The organism is Burkholderia sp. RS01 (assembly GCF_039748055.1).
GTDB lineage: Bacteria > Actinomycetota > Actinomycetes > Actinomycetales > Micrococcaceae > Arthrobacter.
This window is the reverse complement of record NZ_JBDLAK010000002.1, coordinates 132215-154433: the sequence shown is the minus strand read 5'-3', so window position 1 is coordinate 154433 and position 22219 is coordinate 132215. Positions and strand designations below refer to the sequence as shown.

26 protein-coding genes are annotated in these 22219 nt (G+C 66.9%); 13 read left to right on the top strand and 13 right to left on the bottom strand.

Going from position 1 to position 22219, the window contains the following annotated elements:
* Position 1 precedes the first annotated feature (1 nt).
* The 5 genes from ABFP37_RS02685 to ABFP37_RS02665 form a co-directional block, all read right to left on the bottom strand.
* On the bottom strand, positions 2 to 439 hold the full coding sequence (locus ABFP37_RS02685) for an ankyrin repeat domain-containing protein (RefSeq protein ID WP_078027261.1): 438 nt from the start codon (positions 437 to 439) through the stop codon (positions 2 to 4).
* On the bottom strand, positions 436 to 1521 hold the full coding sequence (locus ABFP37_RS02680; protein ID WP_347032662.1) for a glycine cleavage T C-terminal barrel domain-containing protein: 1086 nt from the start codon (positions 1519 to 1521) through the stop codon (positions 436 to 438). The genes ABFP37_RS02685 and ABFP37_RS02680 overlap by 4 nt, the downstream gene beginning before the upstream one ends.
* A gap of 91 nt (positions 1522 to 1612) precedes the next feature.
* Positions 1613 to 2335, bottom strand: coding sequence for a flavodoxin family protein (locus ABFP37_RS02675; protein WP_078027263.1), 723 nt, complete (start codon positions 2333 to 2335; stop codon positions 1613 to 1615).
* Between the two features lie 122 nt (positions 2336 to 2457).
* A complete protein-coding gene (locus tag ABFP37_RS02670; protein WP_347032661.1) occupies positions 2458 to 3090 on the bottom strand; it encodes an FABP family protein in 633 nt (210 codons plus the stop codon).
* A 170-nt stretch (positions 3091 to 3260) separates the two neighbouring features.
* Positions 3261 to 4040, bottom strand: a complete 780-nt coding sequence (locus ABFP37_RS02665; RefSeq protein WP_347032660.1) for a hypothetical protein — start codon at positions 4038 to 4040, stop codon at positions 3261 to 3263.
* Positions 4041 to 4363: 323 nt separating this feature from the next.
* On the opposite strand from ABFP37_RS02665, the gene ABFP37_RS02660 reads away from it, so the two are divergent.
* The 13 genes from ABFP37_RS02660 to asd all read left to right on the top strand — a co-directional run bounded on the left by ABFP37_RS02660 (position 4364) and on the right by asd (position 15934).
* On the top strand, positions 4364 to 5062 hold the full coding sequence (locus ABFP37_RS02660; protein ID WP_078027266.1) for a response regulator transcription factor: 699 nt from the start codon (positions 4364 to 4366) through the stop codon (positions 5060 to 5062).
* A 281-nt stretch (positions 5063 to 5343) separates the two neighbouring features.
* Entirely contained in the window at positions 5344 to 6315 is a 972-nt protein-coding gene (gene mshD, locus ABFP37_RS02655; RefSeq protein WP_347032659.1) for a mycothiol synthase, read from the top strand.
* Between the two features lie 105 nt (positions 6316 to 6420).
* Complete coding sequence (locus ABFP37_RS02650; protein ID WP_078027268.1) at positions 6421 to 8670, top strand: RNA degradosome polyphosphate kinase; 2250 nt, start codon at positions 6421 to 6423, stop codon at positions 8668 to 8670.
* Positions 8671 to 8680: 10 nt separating this feature from the next.
* Positions 8681 to 9652 carry an NUDIX hydrolase gene (locus ABFP37_RS02645; protein WP_347032657.1) on the top strand — a complete coding sequence of 324 codons (972 nt, stop codon included), beginning with the start codon at positions 8681 to 8683 and terminating at the stop codon, positions 9650 to 9652.
* Positions 9588 to 10250, top strand: coding sequence for a hypothetical protein (locus ABFP37_RS02640; RefSeq protein ID WP_347032656.1), 663 nt, complete (start codon positions 9588 to 9590; stop codon positions 10248 to 10250). The genes ABFP37_RS02645 and ABFP37_RS02640 overlap by 65 nt, the downstream gene beginning before the upstream one ends.
* Positions 10251 to 10395: 145 nt before the next feature.
* Positions 10396 to 10758, top strand: a complete 363-nt coding sequence (locus ABFP37_RS02635; RefSeq protein ID WP_347032655.1) for a hypothetical protein — start codon at positions 10396 to 10398, stop codon at positions 10756 to 10758.
* 90 nt (positions 10759 to 10848) lie between these two features.
* A complete protein-coding gene (locus tag ABFP37_RS02630; RefSeq protein ID WP_347032782.1) occupies positions 10849 to 11610 on the top strand; it encodes a thymidylate synthase in 762 nt (253 codons plus the stop codon).
* The gene (locus ABFP37_RS02625) at positions 11607 to 12191 is read left to right on the top strand and encodes a dihydrofolate reductase (RefSeq protein ID WP_078027272.1); all 585 of its coding nucleotides are present in this window, start codon (positions 11607 to 11609) and stop codon (positions 12189 to 12191) included. Before ABFP37_RS02630 ends, ABFP37_RS02625 begins: the two co-directional genes overlap by 4 nt.
* 5 nt (positions 12192 to 12196) lie before the next feature.
* A complete protein-coding gene (locus ABFP37_RS02620; RefSeq protein WP_078027273.1) occupies positions 12197 to 12415 on the top strand; it encodes an NF038396 family protein in 219 nt (72 codons plus the stop codon).
* A 161-nt stretch (positions 12416 to 12576) separates the two neighbouring features.
* On the top strand, positions 12577 to 13668 hold the full coding sequence (locus tag ABFP37_RS02615) for a WXG100 family type VII secretion target (RefSeq protein ID WP_185982203.1): 1092 nt from the start codon (positions 12577 to 12579) through the stop codon (positions 13666 to 13668).
* A gap of 9 nt (positions 13669 to 13677) precedes the next feature.
* Entirely contained in the window at positions 13678 to 14331 is a 654-nt protein-coding gene (locus ABFP37_RS02610) for a hypothetical protein (protein ID WP_347032654.1), read from the top strand.
* Complete coding sequence (locus ABFP37_RS02605) at positions 14318 to 14719, top strand: hypothetical protein (protein ID WP_078027275.1); 402 nt, start codon at positions 14318 to 14320, stop codon at positions 14717 to 14719. Before ABFP37_RS02610 ends, ABFP37_RS02605 begins: the two co-directional genes overlap by 14 nt.
* Positions 14720 to 14803: 84 nt before the next feature.
* A complete protein-coding gene (gene asd / locus ABFP37_RS02600; RefSeq protein WP_347032653.1) occupies positions 14804 to 15934 on the top strand; it encodes an aspartate-semialdehyde dehydrogenase in 1131 nt (376 codons plus the stop codon).
* 67 nt (positions 15935 to 16001) lie between these two features.
* Here the strand turns inward: asd and ABFP37_RS02595 are convergent, their stop codons facing one another.
* The 8 genes from ABFP37_RS02595 to ABFP37_RS02560 form a co-directional block, all read right to left on the bottom strand.
* Positions 16002 to 16424, bottom strand: coding sequence for a hypothetical protein (locus tag ABFP37_RS02595; RefSeq protein ID WP_347032652.1), 423 nt, complete (start codon positions 16422 to 16424; stop codon positions 16002 to 16004).
* A 328-nt stretch (positions 16425 to 16752) separates the two neighbouring features.
* On the bottom strand, positions 16753 to 17859 hold the full coding sequence (locus ABFP37_RS02590; protein WP_347032651.1) for a winged helix DNA-binding domain-containing protein: 1107 nt from the start codon (positions 17857 to 17859) through the stop codon (positions 16753 to 16755).
* 114 nt (positions 17860 to 17973) lie between these two features.
* On the bottom strand, positions 17974 to 19041 hold the full coding sequence (locus ABFP37_RS02585) for a UDP-N-acetylmuramate dehydrogenase (RefSeq protein ID WP_078027278.1): 1068 nt from the start codon (positions 19039 to 19041) through the stop codon (positions 17974 to 17976).
* 39 nt (positions 19042 to 19080) lie between these two features.
* Positions 19081 to 20349: an MFS transporter gene (locus tag ABFP37_RS02580; protein WP_347032650.1), complete on the bottom strand. Its 1269-nt coding sequence runs from the start codon at positions 20347 to 20349 to the stop codon at positions 19081 to 19083.
* Between the two features lie 14 nt (positions 20350 to 20363).
* Entirely contained in the window at positions 20364 to 20801 is a 438-nt protein-coding gene (locus ABFP37_RS02575; protein WP_078027280.1) for a MaoC family dehydratase, read from the bottom strand.
* 2 nt (positions 20802 to 20803) lie between these two features.
* Positions 20804 to 21265 (bottom strand): MaoC family dehydratase N-terminal domain-containing protein, encoded by a 462-nt coding sequence (locus ABFP37_RS02570; protein WP_078027338.1) that lies wholly within the window; start codon positions 21263 to 21265, stop codon positions 20804 to 20806.
* A gap of 44 nt (positions 21266 to 21309) precedes the next feature.
* A complete protein-coding gene (locus ABFP37_RS02565; protein ID WP_347032649.1) occupies positions 21310 to 21534 on the bottom strand; it encodes a DUF3188 domain-containing protein in 225 nt (74 codons plus the stop codon).
* A gap of 19 nt (positions 21535 to 21553) precedes the next feature.
* The gene (locus tag ABFP37_RS02560; protein WP_347032648.1) at positions 21554 to 22138 is read right to left on the bottom strand and encodes a hypothetical protein; all 585 of its coding nucleotides are present in this window, start codon (positions 22136 to 22138) and stop codon (positions 21554 to 21556) included.
* Positions 22139 to 22219: the final 81 nt, after the last annotated feature.

Here is a 22219-nt window from a genome sequence, read left to right as displayed (position 1 = left end):
GTCAGCCCAGCAGGGCTTTGATGTCGGCCCGGGCGAACATCTCCGCGGCCGCGCGGGCGGAGGGGGTGCCGGCGTCGGGGTCCGCACCGGCGTCGAGCAGCACGCGGGCAACGTCGGTGTATCCCTTGAAGACAGCTCCGGCCAGCGGGGTCTGCCCGCGGTCGTTGGCGCTGTTCGCGTCGCCGCCGTGGTACAGGATCAGCTGAACGGTCTCGGCGTGGCCGTGGTAGGCCGCGAGCATGAGCAGCGAGTCACCGGCGGCGTTCGTCAGGGTGGCTGGCGCGCCCGCGTTCAGGTAGCTGCGGAGCACCTCCGTCTCGCCGTTGCGGGCCGCGTCGAAGAGGGTGTGCGCCAGGGCGAGGGTTTCCTCGTCGGGCTGCGACTGGCTTGGCTGCTGGGACGGCGCTGGTTCCGCTCCGGGTGCGGTGGAATCTGTCACTTGTGGGTCCCCCTCAGGAATCCGGTCTGCCTGCCGACCACCTGGCCGGCGTCGGGAGCCACGATCACTTCCTGCGCGGCTATGTACGGTTCGGTTCCGTCCATGACGGTCAGTATTTCATCCGGCGCGACGGAACGCTTTATGACGGCCAGCGCGATGGGGCCCATCTCGTGGTGCTGGGCCACGGACGTCACGGTCCCCACCTTGCGCTCCCCCAGCAGCACTTCGCTTCCGGGAGCAGGCATGGTGTGCTGCGAGCCGTCGAGCTGGAGGAACACCAGCCGGCGCGGCGGGTGGCCGAGGTTGTGGACGCGCGCGATGGTCTCCTGGCCCTTGTAGCAGCCCTTGGAGAGATGCACCGCGGTCCTGAGCAGGTCCAGTTCGTGCGGAATGGTCTTATCGTCGGTTTCGGCGCCGAGCCGCGGCCGCCACGCCGCCACGCGCAGGGCCTCGGCTGCCGAGACTCCGGCCAGCGGCCGGTCTCCCAGCGTCGCTTCAAGCTCCGCTGCCGGCACCAAGTATTCGAACCACGGGCGTTCGGCGCCCGGATGCTGTTCCTCCGCGACTACCGAGTACGCGTACCCGCCGGCGCCGACGTGCGGCCACGGGTCCTGCCAGACCTTCAGGCCGGACCACTCGGGCACCGCCCTGGTGGATCCGAGCACGGCCCAGGCGTCCGAGACGTCGGCGATTTCGACGCGCAGCATGAACTTCATCTTGTTCAGCCACTCCGCCAGCGGGGCAGCCTCGGCGGCCTCGACGATCAGCCAGGTGGTCCCGCCGTCGTCCACTACCCGGGCATCGAATTCGATGCGTCCCTGGATGGTCAGGAGCAGCAGCTCGCTGGACTCACCGGGCTGGAGGTTGGTGACCTGCTGGGAGGAGAGCGTGTTGAGCCAGCTCAGGCGGTCGGGTCCGGAGACGGTCACCACTCCGCGGTGGGACAGGTCGACGACGGCGGTACCGGCCGCGAGGGCGCGCTGCTCGCGCAGGGGCTCACCGTAGTGGGACGCGACGCCGGCGTCGGGACCGGCCGCCTCGACGGCTCCCGGGCGCGACAAAAGAGGGCTCTTGATAGTCATATGAAGGGAACGTCCTTGGCTAGGCGGGTATTCCGGTCTGTCGGAATCGGGGACCGGTTTTCGAGCAGCCACGGCGACCAGGCTGGTTCGCTCAGCGGTACTCCGGGTTTTCGAAACCGAACTTTGATCCGGCTTTCCATTCTTCCGGAAGGTTGCCGTAAGCGGGAATCCCGCCGGCATCCTTGAGCATCCGAGCATGATGCAGGAGGTTCCACGTCATAAACGTGGTGTTCCGGTTGGTGAAGTCGCTCTCCGGCCCGCCGGACCCTTCATCCAGATAGCTGGGGCCGGGCCCCACCGGACCGATCCAGCCGGCGTCGGCCTGCGGCGGGATGGTGAACCCGATGTGCTGGAGGCTGTACAAGACGTTCATGGCACAGTGCTTGATCCCGTCCTCGTTGCCGGTGATCAGGCAGCCGCCCACCTTCGGGTAGTACGCCCACTGCCCCTTCTCATTGAGCTCCCCCGAATGGGCATAGAGCCGCTCGATGAGTTTCTTGGTCTGCGACGAGTTGTCCCCCAGCCAGATGGGCCCGGCCACCACCACGATGTCCGCCTCTTTAACGGCGGGATAAAGCTCGGGCCATTCGTCGGTCTCCCAGCCGTGCTCGCGCATGTCCGGATACACGCCGCTGGCGACGTCATGATCGACGGTGCGGATGACCCGCGTGGCCACGCCCTGCTTCTCCATGATCAGCCGGCTCACGGCGATCAGGCCCTCGGTGTTGCTCTTTTCGGGCGAACGCTTGAGGGTGCCGTTGAAGTACACCGCCTTGAGGTCGCTGTAGTCCGCCGGGCTTGTCGCTTCATCCATGTGGTGCTCCCTGGGTCGCTGCGGGCAGAGGAATATGAGACCTCAGTCCAACGTAGCGGAGGGGGACGTCCGGCGGAACAGAGCCAGCGGCTCCGACTGTCAGGAAACCGGTGGGATACCTGTCAGGAAACCTTCCGCAGGAACGCCGAGGCGTGGGCCTCGAGGCCGTCGCCCGGTTCCGACGAGGCCTCCCGCGCCGTGGACGAGCCGGTGGCGACGTCCCAGCGCCAGAGGAGGTTCCCGTCCACCAGGCCGAAGATCCGGGTGGCGGCGCTGTACTCCTTGGAGTGGCTGCCCCGCATCACCATGTCGGTGCTCAGCTGGATCTGCGGCCCCTTGATCTGCCCGTAGTAGAGCTCCGAGATCCCGCCCGGATGGGCTATGGAAACGGAAATATCGAATCCGCCGTCCGTGTTCCGGAGGGCCTCCACCTCGTCAGCGCTCTTGAGCGCCGGAACAATGTCCCCGGGGACCAGCCCGGGGCCGCTGTCGGCGTCAATCTGCTTGCGCTCAAGCGCCCAAAAGCCGGTCTCGACGGTGAGAGGCCGGAGTTTGGTGCCGTCGTCGTCGGTCAGCCAGCTTTCCGCGCGGTACTGAAGGTACGGCAGACCGTTCTGGGTGAACGACACGTGCTGGAAAAAGTGTTCTGAATCTTCATCGCCGGACCCGAGGCGGCCGCTGCCCTCCCACTCACCAATGAGCCAGGAAAGCGGAACCAGTTCGGGGGTCAGGTCTGTGGGAATCTCAATCGGCACAGCTGTTACCTCTGGAAAGTGCTAGCAGGAAAAGCGGTTCTACTTCTGGCCTTTGAACAGGCGGTAGACCACAAAACCGGCAAACCAAGCCATGGACAGGCTGGCGACGCCCAGCAGGACAAGGAAGAAAATTTCATATGCAAGTACGGACATGATGCCATCCTAACGCGTCAGGAGATGAGTAGTTTGTCTATGAAGTAAGCCAACGAACCGACGGCCAGGACGGGCGCAAGACCCATGCCCAGGGCGGCCGGAAAGTTCAACGGGATCCCGCGGAGGGTCACAAGCCGGCGGAAGCTGACCAGGACCGCCCCCACTACAACGCCGAACACCGCGGCAGGCAGCACGGCGATGTCGGAAAACACCAGACCGGCCAGGGGCCCGGCCAGCCCTGCCAGGACGATGCCCAGCGGGGCAATGATCCGGTCAGGCCAGCGGATGAGGCCGGCGAGCAGCGCGACGGCGGCGCTTACGCCGGCAACCAGCAGCATCTCCTTGACGCCATTGAACCGTGCCCCCGCGATCCAGCCCGCTCCCAGGCAGGAGAGGAGGACGCCCACGCAGCAGCCCAGAATCGATTCCAGCCGCTGCGCCTGGCCGGTCCCTCGAATCAGCTGGACCACGAACACAGCCGAGACACCCAGGGCGATGAAGCCGGGGGTCCAGTCGAGGTAGCCGGGGGCGGGTACGACAGCGGCAGCCACCGCGGAGCCGGCACCCGGCAGGCCGATCACGGCCGCCAGGGTTTTCTTGGCGGGTATCCCGAGATAGTGCGGCCAGCCGACGCCGACGGCCAGGGCAACAACGACGGCGACAGCCAGGAGGACGTCCGGAGTCCGGAACACGCTGGCGATGATGGTGGCCAGGCCGGCCAGGCCAATGACGCCGATGCTCCAGGACTGCAGTGTACGGCCGGCGGCTGCCGGCGCGCTCACCTCAGGCGCGGCCATGGCGTACTCATCTCTGACTCTGCACTCAACTTCGCTGCGTCCTCATCCTGGCTATGCCGTTGACGGGCAGGGCATCACGCCCTGACGGTTTCAATCCTGCCTTATGTGACTGCCATATGTCGCAAATGAGGCGCGCTGCGGGCGCGGGTCAGTGTCTGTCAGGGGGCCGTTAGGTATACTCAAAGCTCAGCTACGCTTCCTGCGACAGGAACCGGACGCGCTGGTCTGCCAGCGCTGCCGCCCCGCCGCAGCCAGCACAGTACCGGCCGGTGAAAGCCCGGTTCAGTCGCCCAATGATGCGCGGACGGCCCCTTGGAGGAACAATGTCGCACATCCTGTTACTGACGAACAGCACCGGATCATCGGTGGACATTTTGCCTGCCTTGGAGCTCTTGAACCACCGGGTGCACATCCTCCCCGCCGAGCCCACCGCACTGCTTGAAACGGATCCCTGCGACATCGTGCTGCTGGATGCGCGGAAAGACCTCGTGGGAGCCCGCTCCCTGACGCAGCTCCTCAAGGCGACCGGCCTCAGCGCACCGCTGGTCCTCATCCTCACCGAAGGCGGCATGGCCGCCGTGTCTTCCGCATGGGCCGTCGACGACATCGTGCTGGACTCCGCGGGGCCCGCCGAGGTGGAGGCGAGAATCCGGCTCTCCGTGGCCAGGGCCGTCCCGGAGAAGGAAGACCTTCCCACCGAAATCCGGGCTGCCGGCGTCGTCATTGACGAGGCCAGCTATACGGCGCGGGTCAACGGCGCCGCCCTAAACCTGACCTTCAAGGAATTCGAACTCCTCAAGTACCTGGCGCAGCACCCCGGCCGGGTGTTCACGCGCCAGCAGCTGCTGACCGAGGTGTGGGGTTACGACTACTACGGCGGCACCAGGACCGTGGACGTCCACGTCCGTCGCCTCCGGGCCAAGCTCGGCGCCGACCACGAGAACCTGATCAGCACGGTGAGGAACGTCGGCTACCGGCTCACCTTGGTGCGGCAGCAGGAGGACGAACTCACCGAGGCCTGAGTGCCTCAAGCCCGGCTCGGACTCTTGGATTAACGCAGAACGGCTTGGATTAACGCAGAACGGCCCGGACTCTTTCGAGTCCGGGCCGTTCTGCGTTGCTGCACTTGTTCAGTGGAGGACATACGGGTCGAACGTATCGAGGCCACCCCAGTGGTGGATCCCCCCTGCAAACTTCCTCCTGAAAACCAGTTCAGGAAGCCGGATGAGATAACGACTATACGGGCCGGCGGAGCAGGCCACAAATCGGGCGACTCCCCCTGCCGGGCGTATAGCCTTACAGCATGAGTCCTGCGCATCCGGAGAACTGGCCCGTACTCGTCGTCAAAGGCGGTGGCGATGAAGAGCTGCTGCGGGACATCAAAACCCTGCTGGCGGCCGCCGAAGAATCCGACGGCAATCCTTCCATCTCGGAACAGACCCTCGTGACGCTCCGTGCCGCGGATACGGGCCCCCACTCGGTGCTGACCCTGGCCCTCTATGCCCCCGATGAGGACTCCGATCCCGTCACGGGACAGGACCTCGCAGGTTTCGCCGTGGTGGTGGACGAGGCAGACGGCACGGGCGTGCTCGAAATCGCCGTCCATCCCAGTTACCGGAACCAGGGCGTCGCAGACCGGCTCGTGGGGACTCTGAGGTCTTCGCGCGGATTCCACGGCCTGCGGGCCTGGTCCCACGGCAACCACGAGGCAGCAGCGGAGCTCGCAGCCCGCTACGGTTACGGCCCGGTCCGGGAGCTGTGGAAGATGCGGCTCACCACCGCGGCGGCTGACCTGCCCGACGTCGTTCTTCCGGACGGTGTGGCGCTCCGCGCCTTTGTGCCGGGCAAGGACGAGGACGCCTGGCTTGCGGCCAACCGCGCCGCCTTTGCGCACCACCCCGAGCAGGGCTCCATGACCCGGGCCGACCTCGAGGCCCGCATGGAGGAGCCGTGGTTCGACCCCGCCGGGTTCCTGCTGGCCGAGGACCGCGAGGGGCGGCTCCTTGGCTACCACTGGACCAAAGTGCACCCCCGGCACGGCAGCCACCCGGCGATCGGCGAAGTGTACGTAGTGGGCGTTACGCCGGCCGCGCAGGGCATGGGCCTGGGCAAGGCGCTGACGGTGGCCGGAATCAGGCACCTCGAGCAGCAGGGGCTCCACGCAGTAATGCTGTACACGGATGCGGACAACGCCCCGGCCGTTTCGCTATACCGGCGTCTCGGCTTCACACGATGGGACGTTGATGTGATGTACGGGCCGCTCGCCGGACGTTAATCAAGTCATTCGACGCACAGGCCGGACCCGCTGAAATCTGCGGGTCCCGCCGGAGCGAAAGCTTGTAAGGTTGAAGCTAAATCCCGTCAGCATCAAGGAGAGCGCATGCAACCGGAATCCGCCGGCACAGCCACCACCGAAATCACGGCGGCCCCCGCGCGCGCCCGTTTCGGTTCCTCCGAGGTGCCGGCGTCCCGCGCCACCCAGGACCGGATCGACATCCCGGAATTCGCGGCCATCCTGGAGCCCGAGGGCGAGATCAGCCCGGACCGGTTCCTCGACCGTGAACTGAGCTGGCTGGCCTTCAACTCCCGCGTCCTCGAGCTTGCGGAAGACCCCGACCTGTACCTTCTGGAGCGGGTCAGCTTCCTGTCCATCTTCGCGTCCAACCTCGATGAATTCTTTATGGTGCGCGTGGCCGGCCTGAAGCGACGGATCGCCACCGGCCTGGCCGTCCCCTCCCCCGCCGGCCTGAGCCCGGTCCAGGTCCTCGAGCAGATCGGCGACGCCGCCCACCGGCTGCAGCAACGGCACGCCCGGGTCTACGCCGAACAGATCCGGCCCGCGCTGGCCTATGAGCACATCCACCTCATGCACTGGGACGAACTCGACGACCAGGCCCAGCACCGCCTCAGCGCCATGTTCGCTGAAAAGGTCTTCCCCATCCTCACGCCCCTGGCCGTGGACCCGGCCCACCCGTTCCCGTACATCTCCGGGCTCTCGCTGAACCTCGCCGTGGTGGTCCGGAACCCGGTCAGCGACAAGGAACTCTTCGCCCGCGTCAAGGTGCCTGACCAGCTGCCGCGCCTGATCTCCGTCGACGGGCCGCGGGCCGGATCGGTGCCGGGCCGTGTTGCCCGCTTCATCGCCCTTGAAGAAGTTATCGCCGTCCACCTGGACCAGCTGTTCGCCGGCATGGAAGTCCTGGAACACCACACCTTCCGTGTCACCCGCAATGAGGACGTGGAGGTCGAGGAAGACGACGCCGAAAACCTCCTGCAGGCCCTCGAGAAGGAACTGCTGCGCCGCCGGTTCGGTCCGCCCGTCCGGCTCGAGGTCACCAATGACATCAACCCGAACATCCGCGCTCTCCTGATCCGTGAGCTGGGCGTGGAAGAATCGGAGGTCTACTCCGTTCCGGCGCCGCTTGACCTCCGAGGGCTGTCCGTGATTGCCGGCATTGACCGCGCGGACCTGCACTACCCCAAGCACGTGCCGCACACCTCCCGGTACCTGAACGAATCCGAAACGTCCAAGGCCGCGAATGTCTTCGCTGCCATGCGCCGCCGGGACATCCTGCTGCACCACCCCTACGATTCGTTCTCCACCTCCGTCCAGGCCTTCCTGGAACAGGCAGCGGCGGATCCGAAGGTCCAGGCCATCAAGCAGACCCTATACCGCACGTCCGGGGACTCACCGATCGTTGATGCGCTCATCGACGCCGCCGAGGCAGGCAAGCAGGTGCTGGCGCTCGTGGAGATCAAGGCCCGCTTCGACGAGCAGGCCAACATTTCGTGGGCCCGCAAACTCGAACAGGCCGGAGTCCACGTGGTTTACGGCATCGTGGGCCTGAAGACGCACTGCAAGCTGTCCCTCGTGGTCCGCCAGGAAGTCGACGGACTGCGGCGGTACTGCCACATCGGAACGGGCAACTACCACCCCCGCACCGCCCGCTACTACGAGGACCTGGGGCTCCTGACCGCCAACGAGCAGGTGGGCGAGGACCTGTCCAAGCTGTTCAACCAGCTCTCCGGCTACGCCCCGAAGTCAACGTTCAAGCGGCTCCTGGTGGCTCCGCGCTCCGTCCGGTCAGGCCTGATCGACAGGATCGAAACCGAAATCCGGAATGCCCGGGCGGGCATCCCGGCGCGCGTCCAGATCAAGGTCAACTCCATCGTGGACGAGGCCATCATCGATTCCCTCTACCGCGCGTCCCAGGCGGGCGTGAAGGTGGACGTCATTGTCCGCGGCATCTGCTCCCTGCGTCCGGGTGTTCCCGGGCTGAGCGAAAACATCACCGTGCGTTCCGTCCTGGGCCGCTTCCTGGAGCATTCACGCGTGTTCGCCTTCGCCAACGCCGGCGACCCCGTGGTCTACATCGGCTCCGCGGACATGATGCACCGGAATTTGGACCGCCGCGTCGAGGCACTCGTCCAGCTTGCCGGCGGCGAGGACACCACCTACGTCACCGATCTCCTGGCCCGGTACATGGACCCAGAGACATCCAGTTGGCACCTCGACAGCCTTGGAGAATGGACGCGCCACCACGATGGCGAGGACGGCAGGAAACTTGACGACGTCCAGTCTTGGCTCCTGGCTTCACGCTCCCGCCAGCGCGCCCTCGCCCGGCGGTAGGACCCGGCCTTTGAAGAGCAGCGACTCACCCATACAGGATCAGACCGATCACCCGGGAGAGCCGATCGCCATCACGGCGGCCGGCGCCCTGCCGTGGCGCGTGAAAAAGGACCAGCTGGAAGTCCTCCTGATCCACCGGCCCCGTTACGACGATTGGTCCTGGCCAAAGGGCAAGCTCGACGCCGGCGAAACCGTGCCCGAATGCGCTGTCCGCGAGGTGGAGGAGGAGATCGGGCTGCACGCACCCTTGGGGATTCCGCTTCCGCCCATCCACTATCACGTTTCGGCAGGCCTGAAAGTGGTGCACTACTGGGCGGTGGAAGTGAGCGGGACTCCCCTGCGCCCGGACGGCAAGGAAGTGGACAGCGTCATGTGGTGCAGTCCTGAGCGGGCAGCGTCTATGCTGTCAAACCCCTCCGACATCGGGCCCCTTGAGTTCCTCGTGGCGGCGCACTCCCGGAAAGAACTGCACACCTGGCCGCTGGTTATCGTGCGCCACGCCAAGGCCAAGCCGAGGTCCTCATGGACCAAGGCCGAAGGCGAGCGGCCGCTCGCCGCCACCGGGCTGCGGCAGGCCCAGGCCGTGCGCCGGCTGCTGCGGGTATGGCAGCCGTTGCGTGTGGTCAGCAGCCCTTGGGAGCGGTGCGTGGCCACGATCGCGCCGTACGCCAAAGCTGCCGACGCGAAGGTAAAGCTCGTGGACGCGCTGACCGAGCACCGTCATGCCCGGAACCCCCGGAAAACGGCGGCCACCGTTGAATCACTCTTCGACAAGCAGCGCGCGGTGGTGCTGTGCACCCATCGGCCCGCACTGCCTACGGTGCTGAACCAGCTCGGCGTGTACATGAACACGAGGCTGAGGGGCCTGCTTCCGGGGTCCGACCCATACCTGGCGCCGGGGGAAATGGTGATCTGCCATGTGGCCCACGGCAGCAAGAGCAAGATCGTGGCTGTGGAGCAGTTCAAACCCTTCGACGACTGAGGCGTCCGGGTCCCCTTCCATCGCGCACGTTTTTGTCACAGCGCTGCAGGATCCGGCGGACATCCTGCCGGCCCTGGCCTGGCCCATCCTGGGCTGCCTCGGCATCCACGCGATCGGCCAGTTGAGCTACTACGGACCCCGCAGTGCGCGGCATCCTACAACAACCCTGCCGGAGCGGCCCGTGAAGGGCTTCCTGCCGGCGGCCCTCGCACGGACCGCGCTGGGTATTTTCGCGGCGTCCGCCGGCACCATCGCGTGGGCGGCGACCCAGCAGCCGTACAACCCGCTGCCTTACTCATCACAGCCCGACGCCGGAGGCGGCTTCACCACCGTCGGCGGCGACGGGCGCATTGCCGGCACGGAACTGGCGGCCTGCCTGGCCGGCGCCCTGCTGGTGCTGGCCGCCGGGACGAGCCTTCTGCTGTGGCTGGTTTCCCGGCGCCGAGAGCTGGAACGACTCGACGCCGACGACAACAAGGTGATTCGAACAATCGCGATGAACCGTCTGCTCCGGACGTCCGCCACCATGGCTGCGGGGCTGGCGGCCATTGCCGGGAACTTTGCCTGCCGCCCGGATCCGTCCAGCACCACGGCGTAGACCAACGCCGCCGGCCTCGGCGCGGTGGCGGTGCTGCTGGCCATGTGGTGGTGGCGGCCTCCCCGGCTCCCCAGCCTGCACCCTGTCCTCCGGACCCGGCCGTCGGGGTGCCTTCCGCGGCTGGCCGCGCCAGCTGGTGAGCCCGGTGCTGATCACCGCCGCCGTCGTTGCGTCCCTGCTGTTGGCGGTCGTGCTGGCGGTGACCGCATCCGGCGAGGCCGCCCTGGGCCGGCCACCCAGCTGGATTCCGACGGCGGCAGCAACGGCCGCCGTCGTCCTCGCCGCCCTGCCGGCGGCCTTCGCCGTTCGCCGCCGCCACGGGATCGGCACGCCGGAGCGCGGCCTGGACGCCGTGCTGCGCGCCATCACGGCATACCGGATCGTCCGCACCCTGGCCGCGGTCCTGGCCGCAGAGGCCGGCGGCCTGCTGATAACGGCGAGCCCCGCCTCCGATGACGGATCCCGGAAGCCGTGCGTTGTTGCCCGAGACACAGAGCCGGGACCATGACACGGGGCAAGAACAGTCCCGGCCGGAATGGCCGATTAGACTGGACGCGTGAACACCCCTACGCCCTATGAAGACCTTCTGCGCGATGTCATGGCCAACGGCACGCACAAATCGGACCGCACCGGAACGGGCACCAGCAGCGTGTTCGGGCGCCAGATGCGCTTTGACCTGAGTAAGAGTTTCCCGCTGATCACCACCAAGCGCGTGCACTTCAAGTCCGTTGCCGTGGAGCTGCTGTGGTTCCTGCGGGGCGACACGAACGTGAAGTGGATGCAGGACCAGGGCGTCACCATCTGGAACGAATGGGCTGACGCCGACGGTGAACTCGGACCGGTGTACGGCGTCCAGTGGCGCAGCTGGCCCACCCCGGACGGCGGCCACATCGACCAGATCGCGGAGCTCGTCCAGAACCTGAAGGCCAACCCGGATTCACGCCGGCACATCGTGTCCGCCTGGAACGTGGCAGAGCTCAAGGATATGGCCCTGCCTCCCTGCCACGCGTTCTTCCAGTTCTATGTGGCCGGCGGCAAGCTTTCCTGCCAGCTGTACCAGCGGTCCGCGGACATGTTCCTGGGTGTGCCGTTCAACATTGCCTCCTACGCCCTGCTGACCTGCATGCTGGCGCAGCAGACCGGACTTGAGCCCGGCGAATTCGTCTGGACCGGCGGCGACGTCCACATCTATGACAACCATATGGACCAGGTCCTGAAGCAGCTGGACAGGCAACCCTACGACTACCCGCAGCTGAAGATCACCCGGAAGCCGGATTCGATCTTCGACTACACGCTGGACGACTTCGAAGTGGTCGGATACCGGCACCACCCCACGATCAAGGCGCCGATCGCGGTATGAGCACCGAGGAGATCATGGACCCGCAGGCCTTCAGCGAAGAGATCGCTGCAAACACAGCCGGAATCGGACTGATCTGGGCACAGACCACGTCCGGAGTCATCGGCAAAGACGGCGGCATGCCCTGGAACCTGCCGGAGGACCTGAAACACTTCACCAAGGTGACCAGCGGGCACCCCGTCATCATGGGCCGCAAGACGTGGCTGTCCTTCCCGGAGAAGTACCGCCCGCTGCCCAACCGGACCAACATCGTCATTACCCGCCAGGACGGCTGGGGCGAGACGCCCCAGGCGGAGGGCGCCGTCGTCGTAAAATCCCTGGACGACGCGCTGCTGGAGTCCCAGTTCGCGCCCGGTTTTGAGATGGTCTGGATCCTGGGCGGCGGCGAAATCTTCAAGCAGTCCACTGACCTCGCGAACGTTGCCGTTGTCACCACCATCGACGTCGAGGCCGACGGCGATACGCACGCCCCGGAGCTCGACGGCGCCTGGGAGCCGGGCGCACCGGTACCTGACAAAGGCTGGCTGACGGCAGCAAACGGCACCCGCTACCGGTTCACCAAGTGGAACCGCAGGGAAGGCTAGGAATCATGCTCAGAAAACCGGAAACCCTCTTTGTGCTCGGCTACATGCTGTTGCCGCTGCTGGCCCTGCTGTCCGCGATCGTTGGCCTGACCATGATCCTGGGCGGCAACAAAGTAGCCGGCATCATCGTGCTCGTCGTGGTGACCCAGGTGTTTGCCTTCGGAGCCTTCTTCGCGCTGCGTGCCCGCAAGAGCGCCCTGTTGGAGGAGACCGACCACCAGTAGTCCCCTGCCCTGCTCCGATGAGCGGGCCCACTCCGGCAGCAGCCGGCCGGCGATGGGGAGCGCTGCCCATCGCGGCCCTGGCCGGCCGGAACTAGAGTGGTCCAAGGATTCAGCAGCCAGCGCGCACAACCGGGCGCACAGATATTGGGGGTAGATGCCACGTGGCAGGTGACTTGTGGGGCGCGGATGTTGCCCAGCTGCGCACGCTCGCTCAGCAGTTCGGGAAGGTCTCCGACAACCTGCTGCAGACGTCGACGCAGCTGACCAACCAGATCAACAACAACCCGTCATGGAAGGGCAACGACGCCAGCCAGTTCCGCTCCGATTGGAACGGCAGCCACCGGGCTCTTCTCCAGCAAACAGCGGCGCGGCTGAAACAGGAATCCCGGAAGCTCCTGGAGAACGCCAACGAGCAAGAGAAGGCCAGTGACGGCGCTCCTGGCTCCGGCGGCGGACCGGGCACCATCAGCGACCCCGGCGGAACGCTGGCAGGGGTGGCGGGCGGCCTGTTGCTTGGCGGCATAGGCGCGCTCAAGAGCGGCATGACTATCCAGAAGTTCATCAAGGCACCGCTCACACTGGCCAAGCACTTCGGCCAGTACGGCTGGGTGCTGAAGAACCAGCGGGCGGACTTCATCAAGTCGCTGACCAAGGGCCAGCACCGGCTCGGCGGCCCCGTTTTTGATAGCCGAAACCTGTTCCAGACCACCAAAGGGAACAAGGCTCTTGAAGGACTTCTGAAGGACTCGTCGAAGGCAAACCGCGGTATCGGCGTCATCGATAAAGCTTCGGACATTGCCTCGCTGAAGAACCTGAACAAGTACATTGGGCCGCTGAAAAATCTTGCGCCGATATTGGAAGAAAAGCCCTGGATCGCTGCGGGATCGAAAGCTGAGTGGCTAGGCAAGTCGGGCCTCGCCCGGGGACTCGGATGGACAGGCGTTTTGTTCAGCGCCTCCGACTCGGTGAAGAGTTTTTCCGAGGGGGACGTCAAGGGCGGACTTGTTGGCGTGGGCAAGACAGCCCTCGGCGTCGGCTGCTTCCTGCCTCCTCCGGCCGGGACCGTCTGCCAGGTCGCCAGTGTCGGTATCGCCATTTACGAGAACTGGGACACCATCAGCAGCGTAGGCAAGAACATCGGCGAGGGTGTCGTCAACGCCGTGAAGGATCCCGGTAAGTTCGTCAGCGATACGGCGGATACGCTGAGTGATGGCGTCAAGTCCGTGGGCAATTTCCTCGGAATCGGTGGATAGGAGACCAGCATGACTGTTCAGGACCACACACAGCAGGAGCCGCGGCTCGGCGTTGACGTCATCGGCTTCGGCGTGGGCGAGTTTGCCTATTTGCTCAATGTATTCGAAGGGCCGGCACGGGACCGGTCCGTCAGCGTTTTCCGTGCCGAGGAAATGGTGGACGATGTTACGTTGGCCACGGCCGGCGCGTCGTCGCTCATGGCCCGGGACATGGCTACGGTTGATGAGGACGGCGACCTGGGCGTGACCGGAGTCGCGGCCGCAGTCGCCACAGCCCTCGGAAAAGCGAACCGTTGGACCGAAATCACCCTTCTGACCGGCGAAGCCGTGGACAACGTGGCTCTCCTGGAAGCACCGGGGGTATCCCTGATGCTTCAACCCCGCCTGCTCGGCACCTGGTTCGTTTTTGCCCAGGACCCCGCCATCACGTCGGCGGAAGCGACGCTTCGAGTCGTGCGGCAGCATGTCAAACAGAACCACGGCGGTACCGCATATCTGGTCTTTAAGACCCTGGGGTCCGAACAGCACCTGCTGATCCGGCGTGAAGACGACGCCTGGACTACCGGCGTCCCGGATTTCGACAAGGATGAGGTCGCCGAAACCGCTGGCCTCGACGACGCGGGGCTGCTCGCTGCGATCGAGGATGCCCGTGGCGCGGCGTAGCCAGGGAGTTCCGCAGGACCCCGGCTATGTGCCGTCCCGCCCTTCAGACGACCAGCTGATCTACCGCAGGGCGGAGAACGGCGAGATGGTCGGCTACACGCCAGCCGAATACGGAGTCCGCAAGGACGACGGCGGCGGCCTCGTCAAACCGGTCAACAGCTCCGGCGGACTGCTCTTCCTCGCCATCCTCCTCACTGCCTGCCTGGGGGGCCTCTTCTACGGCGTGGTCCAGATCGCCATCCAGGGTACGTGGCACATTCTTGGCGAAGTATGGTGGGTCTTTCCCGCATGCCTCTACCCCTTCACTTTCGCTTGGATCAGCTATTTCAAGGAGCGCCGGGCACAGAAGCTGCGCAAAGCCGCCAATCTTGCCCGCCCGGTCGAGTAGCTCCACCCTTCTGACGGGTCGGGCCTAGCCAGGGAGTGACGTAACCGACTGCGTCCTTCCGGGTCCAAAGTCTAAACTGGCCTAATGACTACAGCAGCTACTCCGTCCGTTGGACTGGTGGGTTGGCGTGGCATGGTCGGTTCCGTCCTGATGCAGCGCATGCAGGATGAGGGCGACTTCGCCAACATCAACCCGGTATTTTTCTCCACCTCAAACGCGGGAGGTGCCGCCCCGTCGTTTGCTGACGGGGCCGGTAAGCTCGAGGACGCGTTCGACGTCGAGACTCTCGCCAAGCTGCCGATTATCGTCACCGCCCAGGGCGGGGACTACACCAAGCAGGTCCACGGCGAACTCCGCGGCCGCGGCTGGGACGGCCTCTGGATCGACGCCGCATCGACGCTGCGCATGAACGACGACTCGATCATCGTGCTGGACCCGATCAACCGCGATGTCATCGACAAAGGCCTCGCCAACGGCACCAAAGACTTCATCGGCGGCAACTGCACTGTGTCCTGCATGCTGATGGGCCTTGGCGGACTGTTCAAGAACGGCCTGGTCGAGTGGGGCACCTCCATGACCTACCAGGCTGCTTCCGGCGGCGGAGCGCGGCACATGCGCGAACTGCTCAGCCAGTTCGGCACGCTCAACGCCGCGGTCAGCACCGAACTGGACGACCCGGCGTCGGCCATTCTCGACATCGACCGCAAGGTCCTGGCCCACCAGCGCTCCGACATCGACGCCACACAGTTCGGCGTTCCGCTCGCCGGCTCCCTGATCCCCTGGATCGACGCGGACCTGGGCAACGGCCAGTCCAAGGAAGAGTGGAAGGCGGGCGTTGAGACAAATAAGATCCTCGGCACCTCCGATGAAAACCACATCATGATGGACGGCCTGTGCATCCGGATCGGCGCCATGCGTTCGCACTCCCAGGCGCTCACGCTCAAGCTGCGCGAAGACCTGTCCGTTGCCGAAATCGAGAAGCTGCTCGATGAAGACAACGAGTGGGCCAAGGTTGTGCCCAACACCAAGGAAGCGTCGATGGCCGATCTCACCCCGGTGGCGGCATCCGGCACCCTGGACATCCCGGTGGGCCGTATCCGCAAGCTGGAGATGGGCCCGCAGTACATCAGCGCCTTCACCGTGGGCGATCAGCTCCTGTGGGGCGCAGCCGAGCCGCTCCGGCGCATGCTGAACATCGCCACCGGCACTCTCTAGCCACCGGCTCTCTTTAGCCACAGGCTCAGGCGGCCCTGCCCCGCTGATCGGCCCTGCCCGGGGCCGCTCATGCGGTGCGGGGCCGCTTTTGCGTTTCAGCCCGGGCCAGGGTGGCCAGTAGCCGGCGCCTAAGCTCCGCCGGGGCATCCAGGTGCTGCCACTCGAGGCGCAGGAAGGTCCATCCTTCCTCAGCCAGTGCGTTCTCGCGGGAACGTTCCGCCAGCAGGGCCTGGTCTGTTGGCCCGAAGCCGCTGTACCTGGATTTGCCGTCGAACTCGATGATTACGCGGCGTGCGGGATCTGCGAAGTCCGCCCTGAACAGCCCCGACCTCGTGGGCAGCTCATACTGTGGCTCGAAGCCGTGCACCCCGAACGCGTGCAGGAGCAGCCTGGTCCGGGTTTCGCCAGCTGATTCCGAGCGGCCATCCAATACCTCCAAGACCGCCGCGGCCCGCCGGCTTCCCCGTTTGGTGCGTTCCAGGGTGGTCACGTGCATGTCCCGGCCGTCCGCAGTCTGCAGAACTGTGAGGTCCGAGCAGTCCAGCGGACGGCGGTGAGTCCGAACGTCGGTGCCCGTACTGGTGGCAGAGTTTGAATAGTCCGTGGCGACGTGTACCAGCGGCCCGGCTTTCCAGACCTGGCACAGGTGCAGCCGCGCGGCGCTTGTATGGCTGTAGCAAGCCGTCCCTCCTGTGGATTCATAGTGCGCCTGGATCCGGAGGCTGTCCCGTTCCCAAGGCGCGATCCGGTTCCAGTGGGCACTTCTGACGTAGGCACCGCGCCGGAGCCGGATGAGAGCTCCGCCCGCACCGCTGCCGTCAGGCCGCGAGGAACCGCTCGTACCGCCCGGCGGCCTTGTTGAATGCGGCCAGGGTGGCCGGGCCCGGGGGCTTGGCCGCGTCGAAGGGAACAGGCACGACGGCAGCCGCCCGGCCGTTCCCCTGCCTCCCCCACGTCCCGATCACCTCGCCGCCGGCCACGATGGCCTTCTTGAACACCCCGTTGCCGCCGGGGACGATCTTCTGGGCGTGTTCCGGCGGCAGCACGAGGCTCCGGTCGGTGTAGCCGAGGACGAATTCGTCGAACCCCGGAAGGGCCACGACGGCGCGTTGCCCCGGCACGCCTTCGTCGAGCAGCGCGGCCGTCTCCGGCGAGAGCCAGTAGCTTATTCCGTCGAATTCCAGTTCCACCAGTTCCCCGCTGACCGGGGCCAAGGCGGCCCGGGCCTCCGTGAGCGTGGTGTTGGACCACCACGCGAAGTCCCGCACCGTCGCGGGCCCGTGGCTGCGCAGATACCTCAGCAGGAGCTCGGCGAGGCCCTCCTCACGGCCGAGGTCACGGGAAGTGGCGATCCACCCGTCGAATGCCACGAACTTCTGCTGGTTCCCGTCCAGCGGACCGGGCACCAGCGACGCACTCTGGCACAGCATCCAGAGCAGATGAATGCCCCGCTGCGCCCTGGTGGCCTGGCCGGCCGTCTCAAACGCGGCGAACAGCTGCTCGCGGCTGACAGCCCGGCCGCCCGCGACAAGGCCGAGCGCGACGTCCCGGCAGACTTTAACGTCCGTGCCGGAGATCTCCAGTTGCCGGTGCCGCCCCGAGGTGCCCTGGACCATCCGTCCGGTGGTGATGTTCAGGATCCACCGCAGGTCCTCCGGAGCCAGCAGGTGCAGGGTGCCGCGCATGGGCCACGATCGCACCACGGCCCCCGAGTCCAGGGCGGCGCGCACCTCGCCCACACCGGTGCCGGGAACACGCAAGCCCACGGCCCACAGCGCCGACTGCAGGTCCTGCGCCTGCATGGCCGTCATCGATCGGACTGCCTCCGGCACGCTGGAAAACCCGCCACCCAGCAGTCCCTGCGAGGCCATCCTCAGACGGCCCATGACTTTCGACGTGACGCGGGTCTTCGTAGCTGCTCCCATGGCCCCATCCTAGGACCGGCTGCGGGCCGGCGTCCGCCGCGCGCCCGCGCGCCACGGCGGCATGCAGGACGGCCGTCGGCCGTGACGCGGGTTCCGCGTGGAGGTCTACCCTGGCTAGAGCGCCACGCCGATCAGCAGCGGCTCCGGGTGGAGTTCAATGCCAAAACGCCCGACGACGCCGGCGCGCACCTCGCGCGCGATCGCCAGCATGTCCGCGGCGCTGGCGGAACCCCGGTTAGTGATGGCCAGGGTGTGCTTGGTGGAAAGCGAGGCCCTGCCGCCGGAGACGCTGCCGGCCTCCAGGCCGAAGCCCTTGCCGAACCCGGCCTGGTCGATCAGCCAGGCGGCAGAGAGCTTCACGAGGCCGTCGGAACCGGCCGGATACTGCGGCGCGCTCTCCGGGAGGCCGGCTGCTACACCGGCGGGGACGATGGGGTTGGTGAAGAACGAGCCGGTGGAGTAGGTATCGCGGTCGGCGGGATCCAGCACCATGCCCTTCGATGCGCGCAGCCGGAGGACCTCGCGCCGGACGTCGTTGGCGTAGGCCCGCTGGCCCTGCTCGACGCCGAGGACCCTGGCCAGTTCGGCGTACCGGATGGGCGCGCTCATCCGGCCCAGCGGCAGCTGGAACTCGACAGTGAGCACCACATAGCGCGGGGAACCGTTGACGGTGGTCTGCTTAAGGATGGAGTCCCGGTAGCCGAACTTGAGCTCCGAGCTGGTGAAGGTCTTCACTGCGTTGCGTTCCCGGTCCCAGGTGCGGACCGCCGCGATGGTCTGCGCAACGTCCGCGCCGTACGCGCCCACGTTCTGCACCGGCGTTGCGCCGGTGGCGCCGGGAATGCCGGACAGCGCTTCGATCCCGGACCACGCGTGCAGCACCGCGTGCTGCACCAGGGCATCCCAGTTGTGGCCTGCCTGGACCACCACCGCCACACCGCCGCAGGAGTCCTCGGCGTTAACCTTGAACCCCTCGGAGGCGATCCTGACCACCGTCCCGGGGAACCCGTCGTCGGAAATCAGCAGGTTGGAACCGCCGCCAATAATCAGCACCGGTTCCCCCGCCGCGTCTGCCGTCCGCACGGCCTCGATGATCTCCGCTTCCGTGCGGGCCTCGATGTAGTTGCCGGCGGGGCCGCCGACGGCAGCCGTGGTCAGGTCGGAAAGCATGGTGGGAGTCACCAGTCCAGCTTATGGGAAGTTACGGAACCCAAGGGAACACTAGGAAATCTTCCGCGCCACCGGAGACAGCAGGAAGCTCACGACCAGCACGGCCATGACGGCCAGCAGGGAATGCAGGATCCCGACATGCTCGGCCAGCAGCCCCAGCAGCGGCGGGCCGCAAAGGAACGCGCCGTACCCGATGGTGGACACCACGGAGACGCGCGCCGCCGCTTTCGTGGGGTCGTCGGCGGCTGCGGACATGCCGACCGGGAATCCCAGCGATGCCCCGAGCCCCCAGACGGCGAGTGCGGCGTACGCGAGCCAGGGAACGGGCGCGAAAACGAACAACGCCAGCCCCGCCACGGCCAGCGAGGAGCACCAGCGCATCACGGGAACCCGGCCGAACCGGTCCAACGCCACGGTGCCGGCAAACCGGCCGATGGTCATGAACGTGACGAAGATCCCGTAACCGGCGGCACCGGCGGCGTCCGACTGGTGGTGGCCGTCGGCGAGTGCCAGCGCCACCCAGTCCCCCGCCGCCCCCTCCGCGAGGGCAAGTCCCAGGACCATGACGCCGAGCAGCAGCGTCCGCTTGTCCCGCCAGGCCTGTGCGATCTTGCGCTTGTTGTCCAGCGGAGGCTCCTCGGCCTCCGACCCGGCCCGGATGATGGGCAGCGGGCCGGTGGAGGGGTCCTCGAAGTTGTCGGGCCGGTACGTGGAGCCGGACACCACGGGCGTGGCGTCGGCGCGGAACCAGCCGGCCGCCGTCGTCACCGAAACGGCCACGACGACGCCGGCGGCCGCGAGGTGCCAGAACACCGGCACGCCGGAACCGGCCGCCCAGGCCCCCAGCCCGGCACCTGCCACGGTGCCCAGGCTGAACGCGCCGTGGAGGCGCGGCATGATGTGCCGGCCCACGGCCCGCTCCACGGCGGCCCCCTCCACATTGGAAGCAGTGTTCCAGCTCGCCGTGCCCAGACCGATCACCGCCAGCCCGGCGGCAACCGTGAACGGGCTGGCCAGCACAGACGTGCCAAATCCCGCCAGGACCAGTCCGATGCCCACCATGACGCTGCCGGTGCGGATGGTCCGCTTGGAGCCGAGCCGCAGCACGATCAGCCCGGAGGCGGACACCGAGAGAAACGAGCCGGCCGTCATGCACAGCAGGAGCAGCCCGATGGTCCCGGGCGTGAGGTTCAGTCCGTCGCGGATCGCGGGCAGGCGGGACACCCAGGAGGCGAAGGCGATGCCGCTGGCGCCGTACGCCACCACCACCGCGTTGCGCCAGAGGGTGACCTCCCGCGCCCGGACTGCGGTTGAGCTCAAGAGCGGATCACGTTTCAGGACACCTTGACGAGGGCCTGGGCCTTCACGAGGACTTTCTGCCCGTCAAAGACCACGGCGAGGTCCACGCGCGCGGTGCGTGCCTCGGCGTCGAGCGCCCCGATGGCGCCGGTCACTTCGATGAGGGCGCCGGCGGCGCCGGTTCCGGTCGTGTCGGCCACCAGTACCGGCTTGGTGAAGCGGGTCTGGTAATCGACGACGGCGGCGGGGTCGCCTGCCCAGTCGGAGACGAGCTGCACGGCCGCTCCCATGGTGAACATGCCGTGCGCGATGACGCCCGGGAGCTCCACGCCGGTGGCGAAGGCTTCGTTCCAGTGGATGGGGTTGAAGTCGCCGGACGCGCCGGCGTACTTGACCAGGTCCTGCCGGGTGACGTCGATGCTGCGGGCGCCGATGTCCTGGCCGACGCTGAGTTCTTCGAATGTTGGGCTCATGGCTACTGTCCCTCTCCGCGGACCAGGATGGATGACTTGGTGGTGGACACGGGCTCGCGCCCGTCGCCGTCCGTGAGCGCAAAGATCTCGGCGCGGGTGGTGATCATGGCGCCGCCGCCCATGGCACGGACGCCGTCGACGTGCAGCTCGGCCACGAGGCGGTCGCCGGCGAAGATGGGGCGGTGGTGGGTGAAGCGCTGGTCTGCGTGGACCACACGGGAGAAGTCGATGCCGGCCTCCGGGTCCTCGATCAGCTGCGCGTCGGCTCGCTGGGCGATGATGATCGCGAACGTGGGCGGTGCAACGAGGTCGCGGTGGCCCAGGCCCTTCGCGGCGTCGACGTCAAAGTGGGCGGGGTGGGTGGCCTTGACCGCGCGGGCAAACTCGCGGATTTTCTCGCGGCCGACGTCGTACACCTCTGCGGCAGGGTAGCTTCGGCCCTGCAGATCCGGATTGATAGTCATGGCCTCAAGCCTATCGGGGTCGCCGCGGACCACCCAGTACGCGGCTACTTCCGGAGGTTCTTGCGGACCTGCTGGCCCCGGATCACCATTCCGGCCATGTGCAGCACGAGCCCGAGGCCGATCACGGGCAGCGACGCCACCATGAGCCCCTGGTTGTGCGCGGCATTCCCCGCAATGTTGAGGATGATGCCTGCGGCGATCAGGCCCATCGCGCCGAAAACCAGGACTTTGTATGAGGCGGGCGCCGAGGCCCAGAATTCGTTCAGCACCGTGCCAGTTTACCCGGCTTCAGAACAGGGCTTCCTGCACCGCGGGCACCTCGGAGCTGAATTCCCCCGGCTCGATCAGACGCACCTTCAGCAGCCCCAGGTTCACCACGAAGTCCAGCTCCGAGCCCTCGATGCCGGCCAGTCCGTGGCTCCCGCACAGCGCCCCGAGCGTGAAGCCGTGGCGGCCGCCGTCCATGCTGTGCGGATAGGCGTGCCGGGCCGACGCCGCGACCAGCCCGGCGGCCTGCGCGGGCCGGACCCACTGCTCGTCCACGACGCCGAAGCCTCCGACGGCGGTGCCCGCCAGCAGCGTCCTGACTTCTTCCGCCAGGCGGCGGTTCAGTTCGTCGAGCCGGCCGCCGGGCAGCGGGTCCGTCAGGGCGGCTGCCTTCGCGGCGGAACGGACCTGCTGGGCGAGTCCGGCTTCGCGGGTGACCATGTCCTCAAGGACCCGCACCACGCGGCCGTCCTCGGCGAGGGCAACGTACCGGGCCACCACGGCGCCCTGCTCGGCCAGCCGGTTCCATTTCCGGGGCTGGGATGCCGTCCCGATTTTGCTGGCGCCGTGGGCGAAGGTGGCCACGTACAGCCAGTGCGGCTGCATAAGGTAGCTTCGGAGCCCAGGCTGAACCCGCCCTCCGGCGAAAGCTGCTGGAGGCGCAAAACGGGCCGGCCGCCATCGGAC

Excerpts from the sequence above, each read along its gene's own strand:
- ABFP37_RS02680 (WP_347032662.1), bottom strand. The coding sequence starts at position 1,521 with ATGACTATCAAGAGCCCTCTTTTGTCGCGCCCGGGAGCCGTCGAGGCG.
- ABFP37_RS02675 (WP_078027263.1), bottom strand. The coding sequence starts at position 2,335 with ATGGATGAAGCGACAAGCCCGGCGGACTACAGCGACCTCAAGGCGGTG.
- ABFP37_RS02665 (WP_347032660.1), bottom strand. The coding sequence starts at position 4,040 with ATGGCCGCGCCTGAGGTGAGCGCGCCGGCAGCCGCCGGCCGTACACTG.
- ABFP37_RS02660 (WP_078027266.1), top strand. The coding sequence starts at position 4,364 with ATGTCGCACATCCTGTTACTGACGAACAGCACCGGATCATCGGTGGAC.
- mshD (WP_347032659.1), top strand. The coding sequence starts at position 5,344 with ATGAGTCCTGCGCATCCGGAGAACTGGCCCGTACTCGTCGTCAAAGGC.
- ABFP37_RS02650 (WP_078027268.1), top strand. The coding sequence starts at position 6,421 with ATGCAACCGGAATCCGCCGGCACAGCCACCACCGAAATCACGGCGGCC.
- ABFP37_RS02640 (WP_347032656.1), top strand. The coding sequence starts at position 9,588 with ATGTGGCCCACGGCAGCAAGAGCAAGATCGTGGCTGTGGAGCAGTTCA.
- ABFP37_RS02630 (WP_347032782.1), top strand. The coding sequence starts at position 10,849 with ATGGCCAACGGCACGCACAAATCGGACCGCACCGGAACGGGCACCAGC.
- ABFP37_RS02625 (WP_078027272.1), top strand. The coding sequence starts at position 11,607 with ATGAGCACCGAGGAGATCATGGACCCGCAGGCCTTCAGCGAAGAGATC.
- ABFP37_RS02620 (WP_078027273.1), top strand. The coding sequence starts at position 12,197 with ATGCTCAGAAAACCGGAAACCCTCTTTGTGCTCGGCTACATGCTGTTG.
- ABFP37_RS02610 (WP_347032654.1), top strand. The coding sequence starts at position 13,678 with ATGACTGTTCAGGACCACACACAGCAGGAGCCGCGGCTCGGCGTTGAC.
- asd (WP_347032653.1), top strand. The coding sequence starts at position 14,804 with ATGACTACAGCAGCTACTCCGTCCGTTGGACTGGTGGGTTGGCGTGGC.
- ABFP37_RS02590 (WP_347032651.1), bottom strand. The coding sequence starts at position 17,859 with ATGGGAGCAGCTACGAAGACCCGCGTCACGTCGAAAGTCATGGGCCGT.
- ABFP37_RS02575 (WP_078027280.1), bottom strand. The coding sequence starts at position 20,801 with ATGAGCCCAACATTCGAAGAACTCAGCGTCGGCCAGGACATCGGCGCC.
- ABFP37_RS02570 (WP_078027338.1), bottom strand. The coding sequence starts at position 21,265 with ATGACTATCAATCCGGATCTGCAGGGCCGAAGCTACCCTGCCGCAGAG.
- ABFP37_RS02560 (WP_347032648.1), bottom strand. The coding sequence starts at position 22,138 with ATGCAGCCGCACTGGCTGTACGTGGCCACCTTCGCCCACGGCGCCAGC.